Genomic DNA, 25661 nt, shown 5'->3' with positions numbered 1-25661 from the left:
ACTCCTTGGCGTGAAGGAACGCCCGCAGCCTCGGGCCGCGGGCGCGAAACACTGGACCACTACTGGCTAACGGCCTGCTTGATGGCAGCGTTGCCGCGTTCGACAGCCTTGTCGAGTGCCGCCTTTGCATCCTGTTTTCCAGCAAGCATGGCCTCGAATTCCTCATTCATGATGTCACGGACCTGCGGCAAATTCGGGAGGCGCACCCCCTTGGAATTTTCGGTCGGTGCCTTTCCCATCATCTGCAGGATTGGCGTTTGCCGCCCCGGGTTCTTGTCGTAGAAATCCGACTTCTTCGTTTCCTCGTAAGCGGCCATCGTGACCGGCATGTAGCCGGAAACCTGATGCAGCCGCGCCTGGACTTTTGTCTGCGACAGGAAGTGGAAGAACTCGGCAACGCCCTTGTATTCAGCGTCGCTCTTACCGGCAAAGACCCAGAGACTGGCCCCGCCGGGAATCGTGTTCTGTGGCCGACCTTCGCCTTCATAATACGGCAATTGACCGATGCCGTAGTTCATGCCGGATTTGACGATATCGCCGAGACCGCCTGACGATTCGGTCATGATGCCGCATTCACCGGAGGTGAAGAGCTGTTTGGCTTCGGAGGTGCGCCCGCCGTAGCGGAACGTGCCATCCTTGGCGAGGTCGGCGATCGCCTGAAAATGCTGGACGAAAAGCGGGCTGTTGAAGGCGAGCGTCACGTCGGTCCCGCCAAGGCCGTTTTCATTTGATCCGTAGGATACGTTGTTCCAGGCTGCGAAGTTCTCAGTCTGGATCCATGTGAGCCAGGTGGATGTCAAGCCGCAGGGGGATGCGCCGCTCGCCTTGATCTTTTTGGCGGCCTCAAACACCTCCGGCCACGTCTTCGGCGGAGTTTCTGGATCCAGGCCCGCTTTCTTGAAGGTATCCTTGTTGTAGTAGAGGATCGGCGAGGAAGAATTGTAGGGAAAGGACAGCATCGTGCCATCGGGCTTCGAATAATAGGCGACGATACCTGGAAGATATTCCGACTTGTCGAAGCTGTAGCCGCCCTTTTCCAGCACCTGGGCGGCGGGCATGATCGCGCCTTCGGCCCCCATCATAACGCCGCTACCAGCATCGAACACCTGAAGAATTGCGGGCGCCTGCTTGGCGCGGAACGCGGCGATGCCGGCATTTAGGGTCTCGGGATAGCTGCCCTTGAAGACTGGAACGATCTTATAGTCCGCCTGGCTTGCGTTGAATTCCTTTGAAATCTGTTCGACGACCTCATTGTTTGCGCCGGACATGGCGTGCCACCACTGCAGCTCAGTGAGTGCAAACGCTTGCGATGCTGCGCCAAGCGAAACGGCGATCGCCGCTGTCGATAAGAGACCTGTACGAATGGACATTAGTTCCTCCCTGTTTGTTGGGTGGAGCCGGCAAGCCGGCATCCAAATATTCCACGGACGATCCTCCTCGACCGCCCGTGGAAATCCTGTTCAACGGCAATCCTGAAAGACGAAATGCCGGTGTTGCTGGAAGCGCGTTCGGCGCAACTTAGCGCAGCCCCTTGCTCTGTCCAGCATGTGCCTTTCATAAGCCTGCCACCTGTCGCAGATCCTTGATGGCCCCGGGGGCAGCGGCAAGGACCGGTGCGCCTTTCGTCAGCCCTTCGCCCTCCGTAGGGAAGGCTTGATACCAGCCGCCGGCTTCCTTCACCAGACAATAGCCCGCAAGGCAGTCCCAGGCGTGCATGTAAGGTTCGTAATAGCCGACCAGACGGCCTGCCGCGACATAGGCGAGCATCAGGGCGCCCGAGCCGTTTCGGATAAAGTTGCCACCCGCAGTGAGCAGGCTTTCAACCATTTTGCCCACGAAAGCTGGCGTCACATAGTTGTTCGCGCCGATGCCCGTTACGCTGTTGCGGATGGTGCGCGTGGGGTCGAGCCGAAGCGTCTTGCCGTTCAATGTTGCGCCGAGCCCGAGTGCTGCCGCATAAAGCTCGTCGTGGCATGGTGCGCAGATCACACCGACGACAGGAACGCCCTCATGCAACAGAGCAATCGAAATGCACCAGTTCGGCATGCCGTTGACGAAGGGGCTGGTGCCGTCGATGGGATCGACGACCCATGTGTAGCCGGACGTGCCGGCTTCGAGCCCATATTCCTCTCCGAGCACGCCATCGTCGGGATAGGCTTCGTTGAAGCGGCCGCGGATCAGATTTTCGACCTCCCGGTCGGCGATCGAAACGACATCTTGCGGATCGCGCTTGGTTTCAATTACCAGCGTCTCGCGGCGCTTGAAGTAATCGAGCGCCATAGCGCCGGCTTCGCGGGCTACGGCTTCGGCAAGCGCGAGCCGGGCTTCGAGGCGTGCTACATGCGATGTCATGGAATCTTCCCTTGATGAAACGCGGCTCAGCCGCCGATGATGGCAATCCCGCGATCCTTGAAGCTGATCTCAACCTCCGTCAAAGGCTGTAGTGCTCTTTCCACCGCAGGATCGACGACGAAAAGCGTGCCGTTGCGCGTTTTCACTTCGTATTCCACACGGTCGCCAAGATAGGCTGCATGAGTGACCTGTCCGCTGAAAGCGCCGCCGTTTCGCGCCGACAGCGTAATGGCGTTCGGGCGCACCGCGAGCTGAGCCGGTCCGGGGCGGACATTGCGGCCGGGGACGCGATGCAAGAGACCCTCGACATTGATCGTCGCTTCTCCGCCTTCGGTACCGATGACATCACAGGCCACGACGTTTGCCTCGCCCATGAAATCTGCAATGAACGCCGATACCGGCTGATCGTAGAGATCGCGCGGCGCTCCCTTCTGTGCGACTTCCCCGTCCTTCATGACGATGATCTGATCAGAGACCGCAAGCGCCTCGTCCTGATCATGGGTAACGTAGACGGCGGTGAAGCCAAGCCGCTGCTGCAAGTCGCGGATCTCCGTTCTCACTCGGCGGCGAAGCCGGGCATCGAGATTCGACAGCGGCTCGTCGAGGAGCAGCACCTGTGGTTCGAGCACCAGCGCGCGGGCAACGGCAACCCGCTGCTGTTGGCCTCCGGACAGTTCGGCAGGAAGGCGCTGGCCCATCCCGGCGAGACCGACGAGCGTCAGGCCGTCTTCGGCGCGCTCGCGGGCCTCCTTGCGCCTCAACCCGGAGGATTCGAGGCCATAAGCGACGTTGTCGAGTGCCGTCATGTGCGGAAAGAGCGCATAGGACTGAAAAACCATCGAGACATCGCGCTCATTGGCCGGAAGCATCGTCACATCCTTGCCGCCGATAAGGATGCGGCCCGCCGAAGGATGTTCAAGACCTGCCAGCATGCGCAATGTCGTCGTCTTTCCGCAGCCCGAAGGACCAAGCAGCGTCACGAGTGTACCGGGCTCGATCGTCAGCGACAGGTCGGATATAGCAGTGAAGGCGCCGAAGGTCTTGCGGACGTTCTCAAAGACGACGGAACCGGGTGTGTTGACGCTCATGCGGTCTTCTCCTGGCCAATCGTGGCGGCAGCAGCGGCGGTCGTGACGGCAAGACCAACGCGATTTTCGCGTCGGAGCCGCCGTTCGCCGACCATGAACTGGAATCCCGCGATGACGGCGACCATGACGACGATCAGCGCGGAAGAATAGGCGATGGCAACGCCGTATTCCCCGTTTTCCACGAGGCCGACGATATAGGACGTCGCCATGTTGTATTGTGCGCTGACGAGGAAAACCACGGCACTGATCGAGGTGATCGCGCGCACGAAGGAATAGACGAGAGCGGCGGTGATGGCTGGTCGCAGCAACGGCAGGATGATCTTACGGATCGTGCGAAAACTGTCGGCGCCCAGCGTCAGCGAGGCTTCATCGAGGCTCTTGTCCAACTGGCTCATGGCGGCTACGCCACCGCGTACGCCAACCGGCATATTGCGGAAAACGAAGCAGGCGACGAGGATCAGCGCCGTGCCGGTCATTTCGAGCGGGGGCAGGTTGAAGGCCATGATGTAGCTGATACCGATGACGGTGCCGGGGATTGCAAAGCTCATCATCAGCGCGAATTCGAAGAGATTCCGCCCTGCGAATCTCTGCCGCACGATAAGATAGGCGGTCAAAAGGCCGACGACAGCGGTGAGCGGGGCGGAGATCAGGGCGATTTCCATTGTTGTCCAGAACGAACTCCAGGCAACCCCCGTCCATGCCAGTCCACCGTCGTCCCGCAACCCTATTGAGAAGGCGCGGATGTAGTGTTCCAATGTCAGCGTGTTGTCGAGGCCCCAGGTGCGCACGAAACCGCCGAAAAGGATCATCGCATAGACGACGATCGTAAAGATCATCCAGGGGATGACGATTGCATGGATGGCGATTGAAAGGCCATACGGCAGCGCGATGTGTCGGCCAGAATCGCCCTTGCCGGTTACCGTCGCAAAATTCTTGCCCGACAGCCAGAAACGCTGGGCCAGGAACGCCGAAAGCGTGAAGCCGAGCAGGACCATGGCAAGGACCGCGGCGCGCGACGGGTCGTTTTGCGAGCCGACGACGGCAAAGAAGATTTCAGTCGACAGCACGCCATGGCTGCCGCCGAGCACGAGTGGATTGCCGAAATCTGCCATGCTCTCGATGAAACCGATCAAGAACGCATTCGCCAGCCCCGGCTTCATCAGTGGCAGCGAGATACGCCAGAAGGTCCGCCAACGATCCGCCCGCAGCGTCTGTGATGCCTCCTCCATCGACGGGCTGACGCCTTCGACGACGCCGATGAGAACAAGAAAGGAGATCGGCGTGAAGGAGAGCACCTGGGCGATCCAGATGCCCGTCAGGCCATAGAGCCAGCGGCCGGGCTCAAGGCCGAGCAAGGAGGAGACGAACTGCGTTGCAACGCCCGAGCGACCGAAAAGCAAGGTGAGCGCAAGGCCGACCACGAAAGGCGGCGTGATGATCGGCAGGATCGTCAGCAGCCGAAGGCCCTTCTTCAACGGAAAGCGTGTGCGGGTTGCGACGAGGGCAAAGCAGAGCCCCAGTGTCGTTGAGCCTGCCGCCGTCATGATTGCGAGCCACAAGGTGCGCCAGGCGACACCGCAGTGCCCGCCGCCGGCGATGCAGCCCAGGCTCCAGACGGACGGATCCTGAATATTGCTGACGAAGCCGTCCGGATTGAAGGAGCCGTCGAGATCCTGGAATGCGCCAACAAACATGCTGCCGATCGGATAGAAGACGAAAACTGCAACGAGGAGCACGAGCGTGGCGATGGCACCGGTGACGAAGGCATCACCCTTAAGAAAACCGCGCTCGGCGAGGCCAAAGGCAAAGAGCAGCACGAAAACGAGGCCGATAACAACCGCACCGGCTCCCATGGAGGGCTGGCCGACTGGCAATGCGCCAAGAAGGCTTTCGCTGATCGTCCAGGTCCATCCTGAAAAGCCGATCGCAAGTCCCTGAAGCGCCAGAACCAAAAGGCCGAGGCCACCAGCCCAGGAAAGCAGTGTTCCACGTTGCGCATGATCGGGAAGCAATCGCGCGACCCCGCCAAGCAAGATAGGGAAGACGGCGATTGCGAGCCACCATCGGCCGTGCTGGACGATCTGGAGTATGGCGGGAGCTGCGGAGGCTTCACCTGGAAAGGCAGAGAGCCAGCCAAGACCGAAGAAGCCGCCTTCGATCCGATGCCACGGGAGCATCGTCAGGGCGGCGACAGCAAAGACGAGGGCGAGACCAAGCCTGCGATTGTGGTTCTTCATGAAGTCCGCTCCAGGCTCGGCCGTATCGATCCGACAGCCGACGCTTTCGCCGCCGGCCGTCACCTCCCGATCATCGGCTTCAGTTTGCCTTCGCGCCGATTTCCTTGTCCCAACGCGAAAGCAGCGCCTTGCGCTTGTCGGGGTCGCCATAGGCCTTGAAGTCGTAGTCGATCAGCTTGATGTCCTCGAACTTCGGCGATTCCTTCGGAACCGTCGCCGACTTGTTGGACGGCAGCTGGAAGGATTTCGCATCCTTCATCTGGGATTGAACATCGGCAGACAGTGCCCAATCGTACCACTTTTTGGCGTTATCGAGGTTCTTGGCGCCCTTGATGATCGACATGGAGCCGATTTCGTAGCCGGTCCCCTCGCAAGGTGCGACCGATTTGACCGGGAAGCCTTCGACTGTCTGGGCGACCGCATCGTGCATGAACACGACGCCGATCGTCGCTTCGCCGCGAGCGGCTGCCTTGACCGGCGCCGAGCCGGACTTTGTATATTGCGAGATGTTGGCGTTGAGCTTGCCGAGATATTCGAACGCCTTGTCTTCGCCCATAATCTGAACGAGCGTCGCAAGGGCGGTATAGGCAGTGCCCGACGAATTCGGATTTGCGATTTGGATCTCACCCTTGTAGGACGGATCCAGGAGATCTGCCCAGCACTTTGGTTCTTTCAGTCCCTTCTTCTGCAGCATGTCAGTGTTATAGCCCCAGCCGAGCGCGCCAGCATAAACGCCTACCGTCCGGAAATTGGCGCTTTCGGCCTGCTTCTTTGCCCAGTCCTGGAGCTGGTCGAGCAGTGGCGACTTGTATTCTTGCGTCAGCCCTTCGCTTGCGGCCTGGAGATGCGGATCGCCCGTGCCCGCCCACCAGATGTCGGTCTTCGGGTTACGCGCCTCGGCGCGGATTTTCGCATAGGTTTCGCCCGACGACAGCCGAACCATGTTCACTTTGACGTCCGTTCCCTTTTCAAAACGATCCTTCATCATTTCGCAGATGACGACGTCTGCGGAGCAGATGAGGTTGAGGTCGCCAGCAGCGTGGGCCGAATAGGCGCCAAAAGTCACACTCGCGGCAAGCGCTGCCGCGGCAATTTTTACCGAACCCATCATTTCCTCCTGATTATCGCGACGCCTCCACGCCGTTCGCTTTTTGCAAGCGTGTGCAAATGGTGCATGAGACATCAAAGGCTGTCAATTGTATTCTTCACAGGTTCTGTCGTGATAATCCGCCGCAGGAGAGCTTGCACGCCATTGCAAAGCATAGCAAAATCCGATGAGTGGATGGGAGGAGCTGTGTCGTCCAAGATTTTTGTCAGCGCCGACGAAGTAGCCAAAAGAGCAGGGGTGTCGCGCTCTGCTGTTTCGCGGGCTTTCACGCCCGGCGCGAGCGTGTCGGCTGAGACGAGGCGAAAGGTAATGGAAGCCGCCGACGAGCTCGGCTATCACGTCAACCATCTGGCGCGCGGATTGATGCGCAATGAAAGCGGTATCGTCTGTCTCATCGTTTCAGAGGTCGCCACACCTTATCGCTCGGCCCTGCTGCGGGAATTGACGCAGCAGCTGCAGAGCGTCGGCAAAGTTGCGATGCTGGTGAACACGGACCGCTCGGACGGCAGTGTGGATCGGGCTTTGAGCCAAGCCATTCGCTACCGTGCCGATGCTTCAATCATTCTGTCCGGCTTGCCGGATAAGTCGATCACGCAGCTTTGCCTGAGAAACGGACAAAGGCTCGTCCTGATCAATCGCGACGATGATCAGCCTGGTCCGCTTCGCATCAACCTCGATGATCGCGAAGCCGCGGGACGAGTGGTAACAGCCTTTCTTCGCGCTGGCTGCCGCAAGCTGGCGTTTGCAAACTCCGAAGCAGGCACGCCCAGCCTCATGGCGCGGGAATATGGTTTCGCTGCCGCTGCCAAAGCCCTTGGCCTGGACATCATGGTTGAGCGTTACGGCTGGACCGGATACGAGGCTGGCAAAGTCCTGGCACAGCGAATGTTGACCAGAAAGGACCGCCCCGACGCCGTATTCTGCGCCACCGATCTTCTTGCCTGTGGTTTCATGGACGCCGCTCGCCACCAGTTTTCCATGGCTATTCCAGATCAGCTTTGCGTTGTCGGGTTTGATGATATCGACCAGGCGTCTTGGTCTTCCTACCAGTTGACGACATTCGCGCAGCCCGTCCAGGCCATTGCCGGGCAAGCTGTCGCCTGGCTTGGAAAAAATGACGAAAGCCGGGCTGAGAGCCAATCCCTGATGCTGCATGCCGAATTGGTTTGGCGCGGCTCGGTCAGAGGAGGCTAAAAGAAATTCGCATGAGGAACAGAATGCCTACCACGGCGATTTAACTGAGCAGTGCCACCGAATAGGCATGAGGACCAGCGTCATTACCCCGCAACAGAAAATGGCCGGCAAGAAGAGCCGCACGTTTGGAAAGCTGGCAGAGCATTACGATGCGCTATCCCAGCCCTGTTATGAGCAATGCGCGGCGCTTTGCTACCGGCCAGCCTCCGACGGCGTTCAGGTTCTGGTCGTGACATCGCGCGAAAGTGGCCGATGGATCATACCGAAGGGCTGGCCGATCGAAGGGAAGAAGGACTACCAAGTCGCCGCGCAGGAAGCGCTCGAAGAGGCTGGCATTCGCGGCAAGGTGAAGAAGAAACCATTCGGCTATTTCACCTATCTGAAGAAGCTCGATACCGGCAGGCAGGTGCCCTGCGTCGTTCAGGTTCACTTGTTGAAGGTCGACGGGACGGAGACGGATTTTCGTGAGAACGGTCAACGAAGGCGGGAGTGGGTCTCCTGCTACGAGGCCGCACGGCGGGTGCAGGAGCCGGAGCTGAAGGGACTTTTGCTGATGCTGGCGCACAAGGAAGACAGTCGGCGGAAATGATTGACGCAGTGGCTGCAACGCGAGCCCGCACGGCTTTTTGTCAAGACTGCCGTACACCCGACTATCTCAGTCCCCCAGCGCCGGCGAAGCCCGAAGTACTTCGGCTTTGCAAGGTCATCGACATGTCGACGGGAGCATTTTCGTGCCGTCAGACGCGAATGGCGGACGGGCTTGTCCCGAACTTCGCCTTGAAGCTCGCGGCGAAATGCGCCGGTGTCGAAAATCCGCAGGCGGCGGCGATTTCGGTGATACTGACCTTGCCGGCGCGGACGATTTCGTAAGCCACCGCAAGCCGCCGCTCATGCACGAACCGGTGTGGTGACTGGCCCGTGGTCCGTTTGAACATGCGGGCGAAATGATAGGAGCTGAGGCCCGCCTCCGCGGCGAGCCGGTCGAGGCTGAGGTCGCCGGCGAGATCGGCATCGATCAACTGTGTAACGCGTTTCAAAACGTGGGGTGAAAGCCCGCCCTGGAGGACAAGGCCGCTGGAGCGGACCGGACCGTTCTTGCGCAGCACTTCGAGCAAGATGAGATCGGCCGCCTGGGCAAGTAAAAGGCGATTGGCCCTTTCCGACCAGTCGTTCGGCAGGATCGCCCTGTTGATGATCTCCGCAACGAAGCCGTCGGATAAGAAACTCAGGTCGGGAAGCGTCAAAGTCCGACTATCGCGATCGAAGACCTCGCCGGCCAGCCGCTGGAACCGGCTCTGAGAGATGTAGATATGACAGAAATAGACGTCGCGGAGTACGTGCCAGGCGCTGTCACCACCTGCCGGCAACAGACAGAGCGCTCCCGACGAGCCTATCTTGGTCTGACCGCTGTCCATGCGGCGCACGGTACCATCGAGATAAAGGCTAACGGTGTGGTGGCCGGGATCGCGATAGCAAAGGCGGCTGTTGGCGAAGTTTCGCCATTGCGCAATCGACAGGCCGCCGCCGAGATCAACCTGCCTCAGCAGCTTGGCGCCCACATTTTCCAAAGCGGATGAAATCGATGCCGTTCGCATGCTTTGTCATAAGCCCGCGGCGGCATCTCCTGCAACTGGGTGCTGCCGAAGACCGCAAGAATTCGATAGTCGCGCAAGTCTATGATAGCTGCGCTTGGTGCACCGCCATAGAAGACGCCGTTCAATGCCTTCAACAAGAAAGACAGCCAATGGCGCCGCTTCTCTTCCTTCTTACCGTCCTTATCTGGGGCACCACGTGGTATGCGATCAAGCTGCAGGTCGGCATCGTGCCCGCGGAGGTATCGATCCTCTACCGTTTCGCGCTCGCAGCCATTCTGCTGCTTGGATTACTGGCGCTGCGCCGGCGCCTGCTGCCGCCGCCATTGAAGCATTGGCTGACGGTCGGCGCTCAGGGCCTTTGCCTGTTTTGCTGCAATTTTCTTTGCTTCTATTATGCCGCCGGTATGTTGCCGAGCGGCATCGTCTCGGTCGTTTTTGCAATGGCAACCCTGTTTAACGCGGCGAATGGCTGGCTCCTTCAAGGAAATCGCCCGAGCGCCCGTGTGATACTGGCAGGCGCGGTTGGACTCGCAGGCCTGGTGCTTCTTTTTGCAGATGAGCTGCGCGCGCTTGACACCACGCCTGATGGCGGACTTGGCCTTTTGCTGGCGCTTGTCGGCACCTATTGCTTTTCGCTCGGCAATTTCCTTTCGGCTCGACACCAAAGGATCGGGCTCGATCTGTCGTCCACGACGGCCTATGCGATGGTCTGCGGTGTGGCGGCGCTGGGCGTCCTCGTGCTGGCGCGTGGACTGCCTCTTTCCTTCGATCCATCGCTGGCCTACACGGGTGCACTGCTCTATCTTGCAATTCCGGGCAGTGTCATCGGGTTCCTCGCCTATCTGGCTCTCGTTGGCCAATGGGGCCCGGCACGTGCGTCCTATGCGACAGTGCTGTTTCCGCTTGTCGCCTTGACGGTCTCGACACTTTTTGAAGGCTACGCCTGGACGCCCGAGGCTGTGCTCGGTCTTGCTTTAGCGCTCGCAGGTAACCTGATCCTGTTCGGAAAGCCCATCAGGGCGCACCGGACCGCCCAAGCGAGACGGACCTGAGCCATGGGGATTTTTTTAAGAGGAACGTTTTCATTGTCGTCGCCCGGATCTGCTTTATCCATGTCCACCAGGCCAGACCAAGCGGCAGTCAGTCGCGCAGCTGAAAAAACGCCAATTCAAATTGCCTTTGATGGTGAGGTGCGGCGGCTTTCTTCCGCTTTGGCAAGGCCGTCGCGAAGGTGCTGTGCATCAGATTCTTGAGCGTAGTGCATCGTTGCAAGAAAATCGTCTACGTCGAAATGTGGAGCAAGCGCCCTGACTTTTTCCAGATGACCTGCCGCGGCGATTTCGTCACCAAGCCAGCCATAGCATGCCGCGACAAAGGCGTGCTGGACGTAGTCCATGACCGACAGATGCATGAAGGCTTCGATCGCCTCGACATACTGATGCGCGGCAAAATGCGACTTTCCAAGATGGCTCCAGAATCGCTCGGGGTGATGGGGGTTGAGCCGCATCGCCCGACGGATCCATTCTAGCCCCTCTTCGGGTCGTCCCAGCCACGTCAACAACTCTCCTTGCTGAACCACGACTAGGTCGTAGTTAGGATTGAGGGAAAGTGCGCGCTCCTGGTGATACCGGGCTGTGGTCAGATTATTGTTGTTTACATTCACCGCAGCTAAAATTCTGTGGACGTCAGCGTCGTTGTCATCCAGCGCCAGCGCGCGATCTAGCGCGGCAACGATCTCATTCCACACAGCATCCTTGTCTTCGCACCAGCCGTTGACCCAAGCTTGGCCCAGAATGCATGCACGCCACGCATGGGCGTGGGCATAACCGGCGTCCAGCATGACTGAACGGTCTATGAGCAGTTGCGCCTGTTGGTTGTCCAGCGCCGTGCTTCTGTGATGCAGTACCTTGGCGGCGAGCGCGCATTCGTATGCGGCCATATTCGCCGGTTTTGTTCGCTCGAGCCGGTCACGCTGGGCGGCTTCGACGCGACCGGGTAACGTGGCCACTATCGCTCCGGTGACCTCGTCCTGTATCGCGAATATGTCGTCAAGCTTCCTGTCGTATTTGTCTGCCCAAATATGAGCATCGTTGACTGCATCGATGAGCTGGACGGTCACACGCACCCTGTCGCCAATCTTGCGGACGCTTCCCTCCACCAAGTACTGCGTTCCTAGCTTTTCGGCGACTTCCCGTGCGTTCACGGCCTGGTTCTTATAGACAAAGCTCGAATTTCGCGAGATGACGAACAGCTCGTGACGGCGCGATAGTTCGGTAATGATGTCCTCTGTAAGCCCGTCGGCGAAAAATTCCTGATCGGGATCGCCGCTCATATTGATGAACGGCAGCACAACGATCGAAGGCTTCCCGACCGATCGTTTCGCATCCAGGTCATCCAGCTGACCTGGCAGGGCTTCGAGCCCGACACGAAAGAGATGTACCGGACGGCTAATATTCTTGAGCGTCTTTTCTCCCAAATCCTCAATGGCGACTTCAAGCCGGTCGACAATCTGTGTCGCCACCGCCGCGGTGATGCAGACGCCGCCGACGTCGGCCAACTGCTCGATGCGAGAAGCAATATTGACACCGTCGCCGAAAATATCCTGATCGTCAAAGATGATGTCGCCGAGGTTGATCCCGATCCTGAATTCAATCCGCCGATCTTGCGGCACATCCGAATTGCGTCGCTTCATGCGCTGCTGGATCTCCACGGCGCACTTCACTGCATCAGAAACACTTAGGAATTCGACAAGCATGCCGTCCCCTGTCGTCTTGATGATACGACCCTTGTTCTTCGCAATCGCGGGGTCGATCAATTCGATTCGGTGGGTTTTCAGGCGGGCGAGCGTACCTGCTTCATCGATCTCCATCAGCCGGCTGTAGCCTGCCATGTCGGCTGCCATGATCGCGGCTAGTCTCTGTTCCATGTCATTTGCCAAACAAGAGTGACGCACTTTCGCGAGAAGCGCCAACCTGGAGTGTGATCACCTCCCGCTTAGGGCGCCCGATATTTCAATTTTACCGCACTGCTGGGAAATCGACTATCTAAATTAGCGGCGACTAAAAGGCGCATGCTGATGCTGATAAAGATGAAGGTGGGATGGAAATCGGCAATGCCGCTCGCGCGTTCTTGGCGGTGGCTAGCAGATATCGGTGGAAAGTGAAAAGGGTACCAATCGCCAGGATCTGTTACCGCTGCGTCGGCGCGACATTGTCTTTCACTTGAGGCTCGCTGAGAGCCTTTCAGGTACCGCCGACGGTCGCATCATTTTTTGAAGCAGGAGGATCAATCTCGGCCAGAACCGCCTTTCCTCCCTCGTGCGAACCGTCCAGGTCCAGCCGACTAGCTAGCTGGCTGGGAAAGCTATTCGGAGCCTTTCTTGTGATCATCAAGCAAAGCCCGGACGAAGCCAGTTTCGGCTACTTCGATCGTTCCATCGGGCAACTTCAGGACGCGATCGATGGCAGTACCATAGAGCTTGAGGCGATCGTCGAGCATCTTGACGGCCTGTTCGATGTTGCCCTCGCGGCTCTTTCGCAGGGCCTCGTGCATCATGCTGCTGAGGGAAAGCCGAAAGAGCAGGAGCATCTCTGCGAACGCTTCGGGATCGGGCGCATCGAAGAGACCCTCCTCTGTTCCCTCTCGGAGAACATCGGCCAAAAGCGGGACTACGATGCGGGTCACAGCCTGATCGACGCGGTGGAACAGCACGATGTTTTCCGGGCGGAAGATGACATCGAACATTGTTCGCAGTTGCGGGGCAAGCTCGACCTTCAGGCGCCGCGACCCGGCGAACAAGCTGTTCAGTTTTTCCACGGCATTGAGCGTAGGATCGTTCAGGAGCGGTCGAATCTCTTCAAGGCTTCCGCGGGCAAGGCGAGCAGCGATAGCTTCAAGCAGCGCCTCCTTGGAGGAGAAATAGTGGTAGAAGGCGCCCTTCGACACGCCTGCTTCGCGAATGATGTCGTTAATCGTGGTATTGTCGTAGCCGTGGGCGAAGAAGAGCCTCTGGGCGCAATCCAACAGTTCGCCCGAGCGGATGTCTGGGTGTTTTTTGACACGCATCGACGCTCTCACTTCTTTCGGGGGGTCTCCTGACTAGCGGAATTCGATGCTGTGGCCGAATTCTTCAGCTGCTTTTATAGACCGACGGTCGGTCTAATGCTATAGGGTCGACAACAGCAGCAGTTCGAGGCAGATGGCGTGAGACCGTTCCGCTTGCTTTCCGTTGTCGTCGCTCTGTCCGTGGCAGGCGGTTTGGCCGCTTGGTATGTCTGGCACCCCATCCCAGTATCGGTTGTCGTCCCCTTGCGCGGTCGTGCTGCCGAAATCGTCTATGCCAGTGGCGTTGTCGAACCGCTGACCTGGGCGAAAGTCACGCCGCTGGTGCGCGAACGGGTCGTCGAGCAATGCAATTGCGAAGGTGCAGCCGTAGAAAAGGGCGATATACTTGCTCGCCTCGATGATAGCGAGGCGAGAGCGGCCCTTGCCGAACTCGAGGCGCGGCTTGCGCTGGCGGAGCAGGAATTTCGGCGCTACAATTTGATGCTGGAAAAAAACACAGCAGCCCAGCAGTCAGTCGACCGGGCGAGCAGTGAGGTGGAGCAGCTCAAGGCGCTGGCGGCCGGTCAGAGGGCACGCCTTGACAGTTATATCATCCGCGCTCCGATCGATGGTGTCGTGCTTCGCCAGGACGGCGAGGTGGGCGAAGTTGCCGATCTAGGAACGGCGCTCTTCTGGGTCGGGGAACAGAAACCGCTGCTCGTGGTCGCGGACGTCAACGAGGAGGATATTCCGCGGGTCCGGCTGGGGCACAAGGCCCTGCTCAAATCCGATGCTTTCAAGGATCAGACCCTCGAAGCAACCGTCAGCAGCATAACGCCGAAGGGCGATCCGGTGACGAAGACCTATCGCGTAAAGCTGCGTCTTCCCAACGACACGCCCCTGATGATCGGTATGTCGACTGATGTGAACATCATCGTGCGCGTCTCGGAAAACGCACTTCTGGTCCCCACCATCGCGATGCAGGCCGAGAAGGTCTTCACTGTCGAAGGAAACTTTGCCCGGCTACGCGAGATCAAATCAGGAATCCGCGGACCGAATGGCATCGAGATCATATCCGGTCTGGATGAAACGACGCGTGTGATTTCACCGTTTCCGCAAGATCTGATGGATGGGGCCCGGGTCACGATAACCGGTACTGCAAAGTGAGGTTGCGATGCGGCTGATTTTCGAGATCGCCGTCACCCATATTGCCGGCCGCGGCCGGCAGACGCTTGTTGCCGTGTTCGGCGTTGCCGTCGGTGTCGGCTTTTCCATCGCCATGGCGGCGCTCATGCAGGGCGGCCAGGACGATTTTGTGGAACAGTTGATCAACACCATGCCCCATGTTGACATCACCGACGAGCAGCGAACGGCGCGACGGCAGCCTGCCGAAACCGTCTTCCATGCGACGGAGATCTTCGGACTGAGGCCGCGGGAGGACCGCCGCGGCATCATCAATCCGACAGCCGCGCGTTCCTGGCTCGAGGCATGGATACCCGGCCGGCTGGCTCCAGACCTGAAGCTGCACGCTGTCATCCGTTACTCCAGCCGCGAGGTCGGAGCATCGGTGATCGGCATCGAACCGGCGGCCGAGCGCGGCGTCTCGCCGATCATCGGCGACTTCGTGGAGGGAAGTTTCGGAGCCCTTGCGGCGGGCGGGAACAGTATCGTCATCGGTGACACGATGGCAGAGCGCCTCGGCGCCGGATTGAACGATACCGTGGCGGCGGTTTCGTCGGAGGGGCTCTCGCGCAATTTCAAGATCGTCGGCCTCTTTCATACCGGCACGACCGCTCGGGATGAGGGCGAAGCTTATGTACTGCTGAAGAACGCGCAGATCCTGAGCGCGCGTACCAACGCCATCAATGAAATCCGCATCAAGCTTGCCAATCCCGATGACGCACCAGCGGTGGCGCGCCGGATCGAGACCGAACTCGGCTACAGGGCCGAGGCTTGGCAGGAGGCCAATGAATCGCTCCTCGAAGCGCTCGTGATCCGCAATGTCATCATGTACACCGTTGTCGCAGCAATCATGCTGGTCGCTGGTTTTGGCATTTACAATATTATCTCGACGATTACGCACGAAAAGGCGCGCGATATCGCCATCATGAAGTCGCTCGGGTTTGCCGAGGCTGACATGCGGCGTCTGTTTCTGCTCGAAGGAATTGCGATCGGGGCCGGCGGATCAGCGCTTGGTTGGCTGCTTGGCTTTTCGCTCGTCTATGCCTTGTCTCTGGTGCGCTTCGAGCTTGCCGCGACAGGGCAGGAAATGACACGTCTGCCGATTGCCTGGAGCATTCTGCACTACGTGATTGCCTCAGGTTTCGCGCTGAGCGCGGCGGCTTTTGCCGGTTATCTCCCGGCCAGGCGGGCTGCACGCCTCAATCCCGTGGATATCATCAGGGGTGCGACATGAGCGCCTTGATTGAAGCAAAGAACCTCACACGCATCCTGACGGAAACTGTCCCGGTAACGCTGGTCGAGAATGTGTCTTTGACGATCGGTGAGCGGGAATTCGTTGCAATCACCGGACCTTCCGGTTCCGGCAAATCTTCGCTGCTCTATCTGTTGGGGCTGCTCGACGAGCCGACGAGCGGCAGGCTTTTGATTGGCGGCAGAGATACCGACCCCATGGACCAAAGGCAACGCGCCGAAACCCGCCTCTCGATGCTGGGCTTCGTCTTCCAGTTCCATTTTCTCCTGCCGGAATTCACGGCGCGACAGAACGTCGAGATCCCGATGCGCAAGCTTGGCCGTTTGAGCCGGTCGGCCATGCAGGCGCGGGCAGAGGAACTCTTGGCGTCGCTTGGTCTTGCTGGTCATATCGACAAGAGGCCAGATCAGCTTTCCGGCGGTCAACGCCAGAGGGTCGCCGTGGCACGCTCGCTTGCCAATGATCCACCCATCCTGCTTGCAGACGAGCCGACGGGAAGCCTCGACAGCCAAAATTCCGAGCAGGTCTTTTCGATCCTTGAAGGGCTCGTGCGCGAACGCGGCAAGACGGTCATCGCCGTCACCCATGATCTCGACATGGCGGCCCGTATGGGGCGACGCATTCATCTCATGGATGGCAAGATCGCCGATCCTTAAAATCGGTGCGAGCGGAGGAATTTGCCCAGCCAGCAGCCACGTGATGGCTTTCGCGATGAAGCCCAGCCATTGTTTCGTCACGGCCTGTTCGAAGCGGCCAAGCCCCGATACCAGCGTCACAAGCAAGAACAGGTGATATACCGTGATCAATCGCGATGGCGTCCGATCATTGCTTGGGATGGCCTCTTCATGCGCGCTGACGCCTGTCGAAGGAAGCATGCCGATCGACCAAGGACTCAGACCGCCGAGATGAAGCTTCCGGCGATCGTCTGCCAGTGTCCGTGATTGCCTTGAAGGAGTGTTCGGCGTCAATGTGGAAGCCTCCAAGGCGGGAAATTTTGTTCTCAGATCCGTCGTTTCTGCATTGGCTCGGCCTTTGCGGTTTCCACCCACGTTGCGGCGAGCAACAAACGATTTGGCTATTTCTCGCAAAGCCGCCGAGCACCATAGTAGGGTTGGTAGGTACAGTCAGAAGCGCGGAACGACCGATAACTGCGCGAGCAGGCCGTGATATTGCAGGATGGCGCGACGTTCTCCTCGCTCGTCATCGCTCCTGTGTCAGGATCGATTTGCGGTGCAGGCTCAGCCATCGCCGCCTGCATGAACTCCCGCCAGATGCGAGCCGGAAGTTCGCCTCCGGTGACACCCTTCATCGGCGCATCATCGTCGTTTCCGACCCAGACTCCGGCGACCAGGGTGTCCGTGAAGCCGACGAACCAGGCGTCGCGGTTGTCCTGACTGGTACCTGTCTTGCCGGCCGCAAAAATGCCGGGATCGGCGTCGCGGCCGGTCCCACGCTCAACGACCAACTGCAGTAACGCAAGAAGGTCCGGCTGATATCGAGAGAGGTCGATGGAGACCGGCACTTGCGCACCCACGCGGAAGCCCCTGGGCTGGCCAGATGCCTGGAAATCGATGACACCCCACGGTTCGACGGGCGCCCTTCCAAGGCGAACCGATGCGTAGGCGCCGGTCAGATCGAGCAAACTCACCTCCGACGCACCAAGCGACAAGGCTGGCGCAGTCGTCAGGGCCGTGTTTATGCCGAGCTCCTTGGCTGCCGCCGCCACACTGTCCAGTCCCACCTCCTGAGCAAGGGCTGCGGTGGCGGCATTTAACGAGCGAGCAAAGGCCTCCGCCAGCGTAACCCATCCGCGGTAACCACCCCCGGGGTTTTGGGGCGACCATCCGTTTATCTCGATAGGGCCGTCGAGGACCTGATCCGACAGAGAAAGCCCCTTTTTCAATGCAGCATAGTAAACGAACAACTTGAATGTGGAGCCTGGCTGACGCATCGCCGTGACGGCACGATTGAACTGGCTGGTCTTGTAGTCGTGTCCGCCGACCATTGCGACAACCGCGCCATCGGGTGTCATGGCGACCAGCGCCGCCTGCGATGCGCCGAGAGCCTTTCCTTCTTCATCGAGAGCCTGTCTCACCACCCGTTCGGCAATTTCCTGCAGGCGCGGTACCAGCGTCGTACGCACAGTCGTCGAGCCGGGAGAAGCGCCGGCGATTTCGCTCGCCTGTGGCGAGACCCAATCGGCGAACCAGCTGCCGGAGCGCGGGGTCAGTGTCGTCGGATGCACTTCGGCAAAATCTTTCTTGGCGGCATCGGCCTCTTGCGGCGTAAGCTTGCCGTTGGCGGCCATCGCGTCGAGCACGGTTGCCGTGCGTTGGCGTGCGCCTTCGAAATTGTCGATCGGATTCAACTGGCTGGGAGCCTTCAGCAGACCTGCCAGCATCGCCGATTCCGTGATATCGAGTGCACCGATATCCTTGTTGAAATAGATCCGTGCTGCTGCCGGCATTCCCGTAGCGCCGGAACCGAGATAGACGGAATTCAGGTACCGCGTCAGGATCTCCTGCTTGCCGAGCTTCCATTCCAGCCAGAACGAAATTACCAGTTCCTGGATCTTTCGCTTCAGCGTTCGGTCGCTTTCGAGATATTGCAGCTTGATCAACTGCTGTGTGATCGTGCTTCCGCCCTGGACGACGGAGCCTGCCTCTAAGTTCCGTATCAGCGCGCGCGCGATGCCTTTCAAGTCGATGCCGTGGTGATCCATGAACCGGCGGTCCTCGATTGAAAGCACGGCATCCACGAGGTGAGGGGGGAATTGTTTGTATCCTGCATAGGGTCCCTGATAGGGCCCTTGACGAACAAGAGGTTCGCCATCCGCCGTTTCCAATACAATGACCGGCTTCATGGTACCATCGGCAATCTCTTGCCATGGCACATCCTTCAACGCCCAAGTCAAAACGCCGGTTCCGATCAGCAAGCCCAGCAAGGAAGCGACCGCGACAAGCCCTTTCCATGACCGCAGTTTCGGTGGACGGGCCTGCTTTATGCGGGTCAAACCGGCCAGAAGTTCTGGCGAGCGGGACCGCGCTTTGGATGAAAGCGATGCAAAGGCGGCGTATATCCGCCGAAACTTCTCATTGGGCACTCGAGTGCCGGACGTCTGTCCTTTCTGCTTGATGGTGGCGATGTCCCTTCTCATCCAGAACGGGCTTCTTTGCAGAAGCGCACGCATATCATGACGGAGGGCGACAATCAGGTCACGAACGGCTCGTGCGCTTTGACCAAAGGGCGAGGATGGGTTCACGGCCTCTTTGGATTGTTCCAGCGATGTTGAAGATCCGGGTGGTCCCTGGTGAACCCTGGTTCCTACTTCAGGGCCTTCAGCCGTAAATCCCTCGCTCTTCGGCAGCGGTGCAGAACCGGCGATGCGATCACCAGGCTGATTTGGGCTGCCAGTCTGTTTTGAGCTGTCTGCGGTGCTTTCCATTTGTTGCCGGCTGGTTCTTTTGAAGCAATTAGCGCGCAATGGTACGGAGGAAAGACGACATTGACTCTGCTTTCAGATCTTTTCGAAACAGGCTCAGTCGTGAAAAGTGATTGCGGAACTGTTCTCACATCCCAAGCCAGCCTTTTCATGGCAACGCAGTGCCAAATTAACCGCGCGCGAGCGGTGTGCGGGTGTCTGGATCTGCGCCTTCGGCCATAACGCATCGTTTGCATCTGCGATCCTCGAACGCCATCTCCGTCAGTGCGTCCGGCCTCATTCGCCAGGGACTAGCGCCCCCATCCTAAAAGTTCCTTGCGCTCAGTCCAGCCAGATCGTGAAGGGCGCCATGGCGGTCACGACCGGACCGGGTTCGGGAGCTCCAGCCTTGAGACGAGATCGCCTCGGACCAACACGGCCGTCGGCGTGGCGTCCTTCCGGGTGGCGTTAGGATTGAAACGGGCCGGTCATCATGCTTTCTGCCGTCTGCGGAATGTCAACCGCCCGTCCTGCGGCCTCAGATCAGGCCATATTGTTTCGCCTTGTTGCGCAGAAACGGCAGGCCGTTGCCCATCACTTCTGCCTCGTTTCTGGCGACAGGACGCCAGACTGCGAGACCGTAGGCGACTTCCGCCGGCATGTTGATGAAACTCTCCATAGCAAGGCCACCTTTGAATCCGATAGCCGCAAGCGCCGTATATATCTCGTCCCAAGGGACGTTTCCATAACCGGGCGTGCCACGGTCGCTTTCAGACAGGTGGATGTATTTCAGATGTGCGCGTGCGTCGAGGATGCCCGTGGCAGCGCCCTTCTCCTCGATGTTCATGTGATAGGTGTCGAGATGCACGAAGATATTGTCGGCGCCGACGCGCTCGATCATCTCAACTGCCTGCCTTGCTGTATTTATCAAATGGTTTTCATAGCGGTTCACTGCCTCGACGCCTAGCTCGATGCTGCGGGACTTGGCGTGCTTGGCTGCGGCCGTCAGCGCCCGGGCGATGTTGTCATATTCCTTCTCCGTCGGCGGCACGCCAGTACGCTCGCCAATGCCGCCGAAGATGACACCGGATAGCGCCAATGCGCCCATGTCGGCCGTCTTGTCAATCGCGACCTTCAGGTGCTCGATTGCCGCCTCCGGCCGCACCGATGCCCAGGCGTGCTCGGGCAGTCCAAGCGAGCAGACGGCTGGCAAGTTGTGCTTTTCGAGAAGCCCCCGGGTGTGTGGCGCATCGACTGCGGGTGCGTTGAGGAGCGCAATTTCGATGAAGTCCATCTTATAGGACACCGCAGCTGCAATCGCCTTTTCGGCGCCTGCCCTGTCCCAGTTCATTGTCCACATGCTGGTATGTACGCCGAAGCCTTGCATCGTCTTATTCCTTTCTGCGCAGAACGGTTCTGAAGTGGCCGGCAAGCCAGCGCAGGATCATGACGCCGACGAGCAGGACACCCCACACCGCCGTCGCCAGATGCTGGTTGGCGCCGAGAAGATTGAGCCCCGACGAAAAGAGCTGGAGAACGACCAGCGCCGCGAAGACCGGGATCACCCGACCGAAGCCGCCGAAGGGATTTACCCCGCCGAGGAAGCAGGCGAGCACGGTGATAAGCAGGTAGGACTCACCGTGGCCGACGCGCACCGAGTTGAAGCGCGCCAGCATGATGATGCCGGCGACGGCGCACATCGCGCCCGATAGCGTATAGACGAGGACGATGACCCTGCGGGTGTTGACGCCGGAATAGCGCGTAGCCTCGATGTTGGAACCGATCATGTAGGTGTTGAAGCCAAGCCTGGTGCGCGAAAGCAGCACATGCCAGAGCGCGACGCACAGGATGAATATGAGGAGCGGCACCGGAATCCCCATCAAGGAGCCATGGCCGAACGGGCGCAGGAAGGCCGGAAAGCCCGACACGTCGCCGCCGCGGGTCAAGAACTCGCCGAGCCCGCGCAGGAAGATCATCATCGACAGCGAGACAAGGATCGGATGTGCCTTCGTATAGGCAATGACAAGACCCATGACGAGGCCGCTTGCCGCACCTGCGGCAAGCGCAAGCGCCACGCCGAGCAGGAAGGATCCCGGGCCCGCGTCGAGGCCGCCGTTGGCCTGCAGCGTCCAAGCCACGGTGAGGCCTGCGATGTTGGCGGTAAATGTGATCGCCAGGTTGAGCCCTCCCGTCAGGATCGGCAACAGCATGGCAAGAGTGAGAAGTCCGAGCTCCGGAAGCTGGAAGGCAACGGAACCGAAAGTGGCCCGCGACAGGAACTGCGGCGAAGCGAGGCCGAAGACCACGACCACCGCGACGAAGGCGACGACCGATCCCGCGATTTCCGATCCCAGGAGGTGGCGAGTGCGCCGGACCAGCGTCGTCATCTGTGCCTCCGCTCGGTCTTGAGGATAGGCAGCAGCCTTTCGATACGGGAATTCGAGAGTGTAATCGCAACGAGGATAATGGCGCCGATAATCATCTTGAACGCGAAAGGGGAAACGCCCATCAGGTTGAGGCCGTTCTGGGTGATCGAGATCAGCAGCACGCCGAGCACGCAGCCAAGGACCGAGCCCTTGCCGCCACCGAGGCGGGCGCCGCCGAGCACGACGGCGGCAAGCACGTCCAGTTCGCGGCCGTAGAGCGCATTTGGCACGACTTCCTGGGCATAATGTGCCTGGATCAATCCGCCAATGCCGGCCATGAGCCCCAACCAGCCGAAGGCGATGAACTGCATGACGCCGATCGAGATTCCGAAGCGGCGCGCACCCTCGGGATTGTCGCCGAAGGCATAAAGCTGGCGCCCGGTCGTGGTGTGGCGGATCAAAAACCAGGTTGCCGCAACGCAGATTGCCATGACAAGAACCGGAAGGCGGATCTCGGCCCAGCTGCCGTCAGCCATCTCCCTTTCGTAGAGGATGATCCGCTCCGTCCACCAGTCGGGCAGCGTGTAGATCGATACGCCGCGGGTGAAGAACATCAAAAGTCCGAAGTAGATATTGAAGGTGGCGATCGTAACGACGATCGAGATGATCTTGAACCGGTGGATCAGGAAAGCATTGAACGCGCCGAGCAGGGTGCCGATGCCGCCGGCGATCAGCAGGCCACTTGCCCAGCCCCCGCCGCCGACCTTGGCGAGGATGAGGGCGGTCACGTACTGCACGACCGAGGCGGCGACCGCAAACGAGATGTCTATGCCACCTGCGATCAGTACAACGAGCAGACCGACTGCGAAGATGATGTTGACTGAACTGATGTTCAAAAGGTCGAAAGCATTGCCGAGCGTAAAGAAACGCGGCGTCGCAAAGGAAAGAAAAGCGCCGATCAGAACGATGACGACGAGCAGGCAGATCTCCGTCGTATGGGTGCGCAAGAGCCTACGCATAGACCGCGGCCTCCAGTTCCCTAAGCGAGGTCGCGCGTGGATCATATTCGCCGGCAATCTCGCCCTGCGCCATGTGCAGCACCCGGTCGGCGTTGAAATAGACCTCGGGCACCTCGTCGGAGATGAGGATGATGGAAAGACCGCTTTGCGCAAGCTGCGCCACGATGTCGAAGATACCGGCGCGCGCGCCGACGTCGACGCCGACCGTAGGTGCGTCGAGGATCAGCAGCTTAGGGTCAGTCGCCAACCATTTCGCAATGGCAATACGCTGCTGATTGCCGCCGGAGAGAGTCGAGATGGCATCATCCTGCAGCCCAATCCTTATTCCGAGATCGGCAATCCAGCGCGCCGCCAGCCCGTGCTTCTTACGTTCCGAAATGAACCCGTGGAGCAAAATCTTACCCAGCGAGGCGATCACCAGGTTGTCGGCAATCGACTGCTGTTGGATAAGCCCAAGCGACAGGCGATCTTCGGAGAGATAGGCAATGCCGGCAGCAATCGCGTCCCGATTGGACGAAAAGCGCACCGGCTTGCCGTCGATCTCGATGGTGCCGCGATCTGGACGGCGCATGCCGAAGAGCGTCAGTGCCAGTTCCGTGCGGCCGGCGCCCAGCAGGCCGGTGATGCCGAGCGTCTCGCCGCGGCGGACGGAAAACGAGATGTTCGTAAACTCACCGCGCCGTGTCAGGCCCTCAACTGCAATGACAGGCGCAGCCCCATCATGCGATTGGGCGCGCACTGCGTGGTCGAAAAACTTGCCCGTCATGAGTTCGGTGATGCGCGACTGCGTCATGCCTTCGGCGGGATAGACGCCGACGAGCCTGCCGTCGCGCAGCACAGTGATACGGTCAGATATTTCCAGCACCTCGGCCAGTCGGTGGCTGACGAAGACGACGGCGACGCCCGAGGCGGAAAGATTACGCACGATCTCCAGCAGATGGTCGGTTTCTGACTGCGTCAGTGAAGCAGTCGGCTCGTCCATGAAGACGACCTTTGCCTCGCCGACCAAGGCTCGTGCGATTGCCACGATCTGCCGCTGGGCGACAGCGTATTCGCGCAGCGGCAGGTCGACGTCGAGCATAACGCCAAGGCGCGCCAGCACGCGCTCGGCCGTCTCGCGCATGGCCGTGTGGTTGACCCGGCGCGGGCGATGGCCGAGCACGGTCTGGAAAGCGATGTTTTCTGCCACCGACATTTCCGGGAAGAGTGCGAGATCCTGCCAGATCACTTGAATGCCGGAGGCTTGTGCCGTGACCGGCGACATATGGGTATATTTCTGGCCGTCATATTCGATTGCAGCACCGGCCTGCGGGCGATAGACCCCGGTGATGACCTTGATGAGGGTACTTTTACCGGAGCCGTTTTCGCCGGCGAGGCAATGCACCTCGCCCGGTCGCACCTCGAAGGAGACGTCGCGGAGCGCGCGCACACCGCCGAAGGTCATGTTGATGTTCTTCATCGACAACAGAGATCGTTGGACGTCTGCGCCAGCTGGAGATTCCATATCGCGCCTGCCGTAGTGGTCGCCGGCCATGCTCACAGTCCACCGAGCCGGCCGCAGCCAGCCCGGCGGTCTGGGAGGTGCCTTCGAAAGGTTTAGAGGCCCATGGCCGCGAGTTCGTCGACCGTATCCTTGTTGATGGTCACGAGCTGATCGACGATAATATCATTTCCGGTCGGATTGATCTTCCCGAGGCCCTCGATCTCGTCACCTGCCTTGATCTTCTCGCCCTTCATGAGCTTGTCGGCGAGCGTCACGAAGACTTCGCCGGCCTGTTTCGGATTCCACATGAAGCCGCCGGAAATCGCGTCGGATTTAATGAGTTTCTGGCCCTGGCCCGGCGAGAAGGGCCCGAGTACGAAGATCTCGCCAACCTTGCGGCGCTCTTCCACGGCACGGCCGGCGCCGATCGGCCCCTGGCTGCCAAAGGCGAGGAAGCCCTTGAGGTCTGGATTGGCCGAGATCAGGTCGAGCGCAGTCGATCGGCTCTTGTCGGCATCTTCTGCAACGCCGTAACGCTCGCCGACCACTTCCATCTCCGGATATTTTTCTTTGAGATAGTCAATCGCCGCATCGGCCCAAGCATTGTGCAACGGTACGGTGAGCGAGCCGACGAAGACCGCATATTTTCCCTTGCCGCCCATCTTCTTTGCAAGAAGCTCGGCATGCGCTTCGCCGAATCCGTTGGCCGAGGCGAGTTCGAAATTCCAATCCGCACCCTTTTGACCGGGTGATTCATGCGTGATGACAATGATGCCGTTTTCTTTCGCCTTGGTGAGGACTGGCTCCAGCACTTTCGCATCGTTGGGTACGACACCGATCACCTTCACGCCCTGGGCTATGAGATCCTCGATGGCGCGGACCTGCAGCGCCGGATCGGCACTGGTCGGCCCAATCATGAAGGCATCGATACCGAGCGCGGCACCTTTTTCCTTGATGCCGGCTTCCATCGCGTTGAACCATGGAATGCCGCCGATCTTGACGACGACACCGACCTTTCCGGCCTCCTGCGCAAGGGCGCCGCCAAAAGCGGCTGCCAGCGACAGCGAAGCCGCGAATGCGGCGACGAGCAATTTCCTCATTTTGTTCCTCCTCGATCGTTTCGGGATGGGCACAGGGCCTGCTGAAGACCGCCGGCCTCCCGTTGCAAGTAACTGGCGAAGAATGTGATTTCCCGCCTCCCTTGAAAGCCGCCTCCTCAAGCAGCGCCACCGTTGCACAATCGATATTTTTACGTGCACAATCGATAGTGCAAAGACTATCGGTCAGAGTTATATTTTCGTCAAGCGGAAACGCCTTTCG

20 protein-coding genes are annotated in these 25661 nt (G+C 59.5%); 6 read left to right on the top strand and 14 right to left on the bottom strand.

Annotation, left to right across the window (positions count from 1 at the left end):
- Positions 1 to 59: 59 nt before the first annotated feature.
- The 5 genes from ugpB to EV130_RS16370 form a co-directional block, all read right to left on the bottom strand.
- A complete protein-coding gene (gene ugpB / locus EV130_RS16390; RefSeq protein ID WP_132550701.1) occupies positions 60 to 1370 on the bottom strand; it encodes a sn-glycerol-3-phosphate ABC transporter substrate-binding protein UgpB in 1311 nt (436 codons plus the stop codon).
- A 184-nt stretch (positions 1371 to 1554) separates the two neighbouring features.
- On the bottom strand, positions 1555 to 2352 hold the full coding sequence (locus EV130_RS16385; RefSeq protein WP_132550699.1) for an inositol monophosphatase family protein: 798 nt from the start codon (positions 2350 to 2352) through the stop codon (positions 1555 to 1557).
- A gap of 26 nt (positions 2353 to 2378) precedes the next feature.
- Entirely contained in the window at positions 2379 to 3440 is a 1062-nt protein-coding gene (locus EV130_RS16380) for an ABC transporter ATP-binding protein (RefSeq protein ID WP_132550697.1), read from the bottom strand.
- Positions 3437 to 5677, bottom strand: a complete 2241-nt coding sequence (locus EV130_RS16375; RefSeq protein ID WP_132660884.1) for an ABC transporter permease — start codon at positions 5675 to 5677, stop codon at positions 3437 to 3439. The genes EV130_RS16380 and EV130_RS16375 overlap by 4 nt, the downstream gene beginning before the upstream one ends.
- A gap of 79 nt (positions 5678 to 5756) precedes the next feature.
- Positions 5757 to 6785: an ABC transporter substrate-binding protein gene (locus tag EV130_RS16370; protein ID WP_074064508.1), complete on the bottom strand. Its 1029-nt coding sequence runs from the start codon at positions 6783 to 6785 to the stop codon at positions 5757 to 5759.
- 186 nt (positions 6786 to 6971) lie between these two features.
- Between EV130_RS16370 and EV130_RS16365 the strand changes: the two genes are divergently transcribed.
- Entirely contained in the window at positions 6972 to 7979 is a 1008-nt protein-coding gene (locus EV130_RS16365) for a LacI family DNA-binding transcriptional regulator (RefSeq protein WP_074064509.1), read from the top strand.
- A gap of 67 nt (positions 7980 to 8046) precedes the next feature.
- Complete coding sequence (locus EV130_RS16360; protein ID WP_245520065.1) at positions 8047 to 8568, top strand: NUDIX hydrolase; 522 nt, start codon at positions 8047 to 8049, stop codon at positions 8566 to 8568.
- Positions 8569 to 8716: 148 nt separating this feature from the next.
- Here EV130_RS16360 and EV130_RS16355 read toward each other — a convergent pair whose 3' ends face one another.
- On the bottom strand, positions 8717 to 9574 hold the full coding sequence (locus EV130_RS16355; RefSeq protein ID WP_074064511.1) for a helix-turn-helix domain-containing protein: 858 nt from the start codon (positions 9572 to 9574) through the stop codon (positions 8717 to 8719).
- A 149-nt stretch (positions 9575 to 9723) separates the two neighbouring features.
- Here EV130_RS16355 and EV130_RS16350 point away from each other — a divergent pair, with 149 nt between their 5' ends.
- Entirely contained in the window at positions 9724 to 10626 is a 903-nt protein-coding gene (locus tag EV130_RS16350) for a DMT family transporter (RefSeq protein ID WP_132660882.1), read from the top strand.
- Between the two features lie 116 nt (positions 10627 to 10742).
- Here the strand turns inward: EV130_RS16350 and EV130_RS16345 are convergent, their stop codons facing one another.
- Together EV130_RS16345 and EV130_RS16340 are read right to left on the bottom strand one after the other, a co-directional pair.
- The gene (locus EV130_RS16345) at positions 10743 to 12500 is read right to left on the bottom strand and encodes an adenylate/guanylate cyclase domain-containing protein (protein WP_132660880.1); all 1758 of its coding nucleotides are present in this window, start codon (positions 12498 to 12500) and stop codon (positions 10743 to 10745) included.
- A 437-nt stretch (positions 12501 to 12937) separates the two neighbouring features.
- The gene (locus tag EV130_RS16340; RefSeq protein ID WP_074064513.1) at positions 12938 to 13639 is read right to left on the bottom strand and encodes a TetR/AcrR family transcriptional regulator; all 702 of its coding nucleotides are present in this window, start codon (positions 13637 to 13639) and stop codon (positions 12938 to 12940) included.
- A gap of 138 nt (positions 13640 to 13777) precedes the next feature.
- Here EV130_RS16340 and EV130_RS16335 point away from each other — a divergent pair, with 138 nt between their 5' ends.
- The 3 genes from EV130_RS16335 to EV130_RS16325 are packed head-to-tail and all read left to right on the top strand — an operon-like array spanning position 13778 to position 16708.
- A complete protein-coding gene (locus tag EV130_RS16335; protein WP_132660878.1) occupies positions 13778 to 14785 on the top strand; it encodes an efflux RND transporter periplasmic adaptor subunit in 1008 nt (335 codons plus the stop codon).
- 7 nt (positions 14786 to 14792) lie between these two features.
- Positions 14793 to 16034, top strand: a complete 1242-nt coding sequence (locus tag EV130_RS16330; protein ID WP_132660876.1) for an ABC transporter permease — start codon at positions 14793 to 14795, stop codon at positions 16032 to 16034.
- A complete protein-coding gene (locus tag EV130_RS16325; RefSeq protein WP_074064516.1) occupies positions 16031 to 16708 on the top strand; it encodes an ABC transporter ATP-binding protein in 678 nt (225 codons plus the stop codon). Before EV130_RS16330 ends, EV130_RS16325 begins: the two co-directional genes overlap by 4 nt.
- Before the next feature lie 419 nt (positions 16709 to 17127).
- Here the strand turns inward: EV130_RS16325 and EV130_RS16320 are convergent, their stop codons facing one another.
- The 6 genes from EV130_RS16320 to EV130_RS16295 all read right to left on the bottom strand — a co-directional run bounded on the left by EV130_RS16320 (position 17128) and on the right by EV130_RS16295 (position 25441).
- Complete coding sequence (locus EV130_RS16320; RefSeq protein ID WP_420493402.1) at positions 17128 to 18915, bottom strand: PBP1A family penicillin-binding protein; 1788 nt, start codon at positions 18913 to 18915, stop codon at positions 17128 to 17130.
- A 1096-nt stretch (positions 18916 to 20011) separates the two neighbouring features.
- Positions 20012 to 20860, bottom strand: a complete 849-nt coding sequence (locus EV130_RS16315) for a sugar phosphate isomerase/epimerase family protein (protein ID WP_074064518.1) — start codon at positions 20858 to 20860, stop codon at positions 20012 to 20014.
- Between the two features lie 4 nt (positions 20861 to 20864).
- Positions 20865 to 21860: an ABC transporter permease gene (locus tag EV130_RS16310; protein WP_074064519.1), complete on the bottom strand. Its 996-nt coding sequence runs from the start codon at positions 21858 to 21860 to the stop codon at positions 20865 to 20867.
- Positions 21857 to 22858: an ABC transporter permease gene (locus EV130_RS16305; protein WP_074064520.1), complete on the bottom strand. Its 1002-nt coding sequence runs from the start codon at positions 22856 to 22858 to the stop codon at positions 21857 to 21859. Before EV130_RS16305 ends, EV130_RS16310 begins: the two co-directional genes overlap by 4 nt.
- Positions 22851 to 24362 (bottom strand): sugar ABC transporter ATP-binding protein, encoded by a 1512-nt coding sequence (locus tag EV130_RS16300; protein WP_074065652.1) that lies wholly within the window; start codon positions 24360 to 24362, stop codon positions 22851 to 22853. The genes EV130_RS16305 and EV130_RS16300 overlap by 8 nt, the downstream gene beginning before the upstream one ends.
- A 92-nt stretch (positions 24363 to 24454) precedes the next feature.
- Positions 24455 to 25441, bottom strand: coding sequence for an autoinducer 2 ABC transporter substrate-binding protein (locus EV130_RS16295; protein ID WP_074064521.1), 987 nt, complete (start codon positions 25439 to 25441; stop codon positions 24455 to 24457).
- Positions 25442 to 25661: the final 220 nt, after the last annotated feature.

The organism is Rhizobium azibense (assembly GCF_004342325.1).
Classification (GTDB): Bacteria; Pseudomonadota; Alphaproteobacteria; order Rhizobiales; family Rhizobiaceae; genus Rhizobium; species Rhizobium etli_B.
Note: the sequence above shows the minus strand (reverse complement) of the source record. Positions and strands in the feature narration are given on the sequence as shown.

Bases quoted from the DNA above. Each gene is read 5' to 3' on its own strand.
- EV130_RS16370 (WP_074064508.1), bottom strand. From the start codon at position 6,785: ATGGGTTCGGTAAAAATTGCCGCGGCAGCGCTTGCCGCGAGTGTGACT.
- EV130_RS16355 (WP_074064511.1), bottom strand. From the start codon at position 9,574: ATGCGAACGGCATCGATTTCATCCGCTTTGGAAAATGTGGGCGCCAAG.
- EV130_RS16380 (WP_132550697.1), bottom strand. From the start codon at position 3,440: ATGAGCGTCAACACACCCGGTTCCGTCGTCTTTGAGAACGTCCGCAAG.
- EV130_RS16300 (WP_074065652.1), bottom strand. From the start codon at position 24,362: ATGGAATCTCCAGCTGGCGCAGACGTCCAACGATCTCTGTTGTCGATG.
- EV130_RS16310 (WP_074064519.1), bottom strand. From the start codon at position 21,860: ATGACGACGCTGGTCCGGCGCACTCGCCACCTCCTGGGATCGGAAATC.
- EV130_RS16325 (WP_074064516.1), top strand. From the start codon at position 16,031: ATGAGCGCCTTGATTGAAGCAAAGAACCTCACACGCATCCTGACGGAA.
- EV130_RS16305 (WP_074064520.1), bottom strand. From the start codon at position 22,858: ATGCGTAGGCTCTTGCGCACCCATACGACGGAGATCTGCCTGCTCGTC.
- EV130_RS16315 (WP_074064518.1), bottom strand. From the start codon at position 20,860: ATGCAAGGCTTCGGCGTACATACCAGCATGTGGACAATGAACTGGGAC.
- EV130_RS16330 (WP_132660876.1), top strand. From the start codon at position 14,793: ATGCGGCTGATTTTCGAGATCGCCGTCACCCATATTGCCGGCCGCGGC.
- EV130_RS16375 (WP_132660884.1), bottom strand. From the start codon at position 5,677: ATGAAGAACCACAATCGCAGGCTTGGTCTCGCCCTCGTCTTTGCTGTC.
- ugpB (WP_132550701.1), bottom strand. From the start codon at position 1,370: ATGTCCATTCGTACAGGTCTCTTATCGACAGCGGCGATCGCCGTTTCG.
- EV130_RS16385 (WP_132550699.1), bottom strand. From the start codon at position 2,352: ATGACATCGCATGTAGCACGCCTCGAAGCCCGGCTCGCGCTTGCCGAA.
- EV130_RS16340 (WP_074064513.1), bottom strand. From the start codon at position 13,639: ATGCGTGTCAAAAAACACCCAGACATCCGCTCGGGCGAACTGTTGGAT.
- EV130_RS16350 (WP_132660882.1), top strand. From the start codon at position 9,724: ATGGCGCCGCTTCTCTTCCTTCTTACCGTCCTTATCTGGGGCACCACG.
- EV130_RS16295 (WP_074064521.1), bottom strand. From the start codon at position 25,441: ATGAGGAAATTGCTCGTCGCCGCATTCGCGGCTTCGCTGTCGCTGGCA.
- EV130_RS16345 (WP_132660880.1), bottom strand. From the start codon at position 12,500: ATGGAACAGAGACTAGCCGCGATCATGGCAGCCGACATGGCAGGCTAC.
- EV130_RS16360 (WP_245520065.1), top strand. From the start codon at position 8,047: ATGAGGACCAGCGTCATTACCCCGCAACAGAAAATGGCCGGCAAGAAG.
- EV130_RS16320 (WP_420493402.1), bottom strand. From the start codon at position 18,915: ATGAAGCCGGTCATTGTATTGGAAACGGCGGATGGCGAACCTCTTGTT.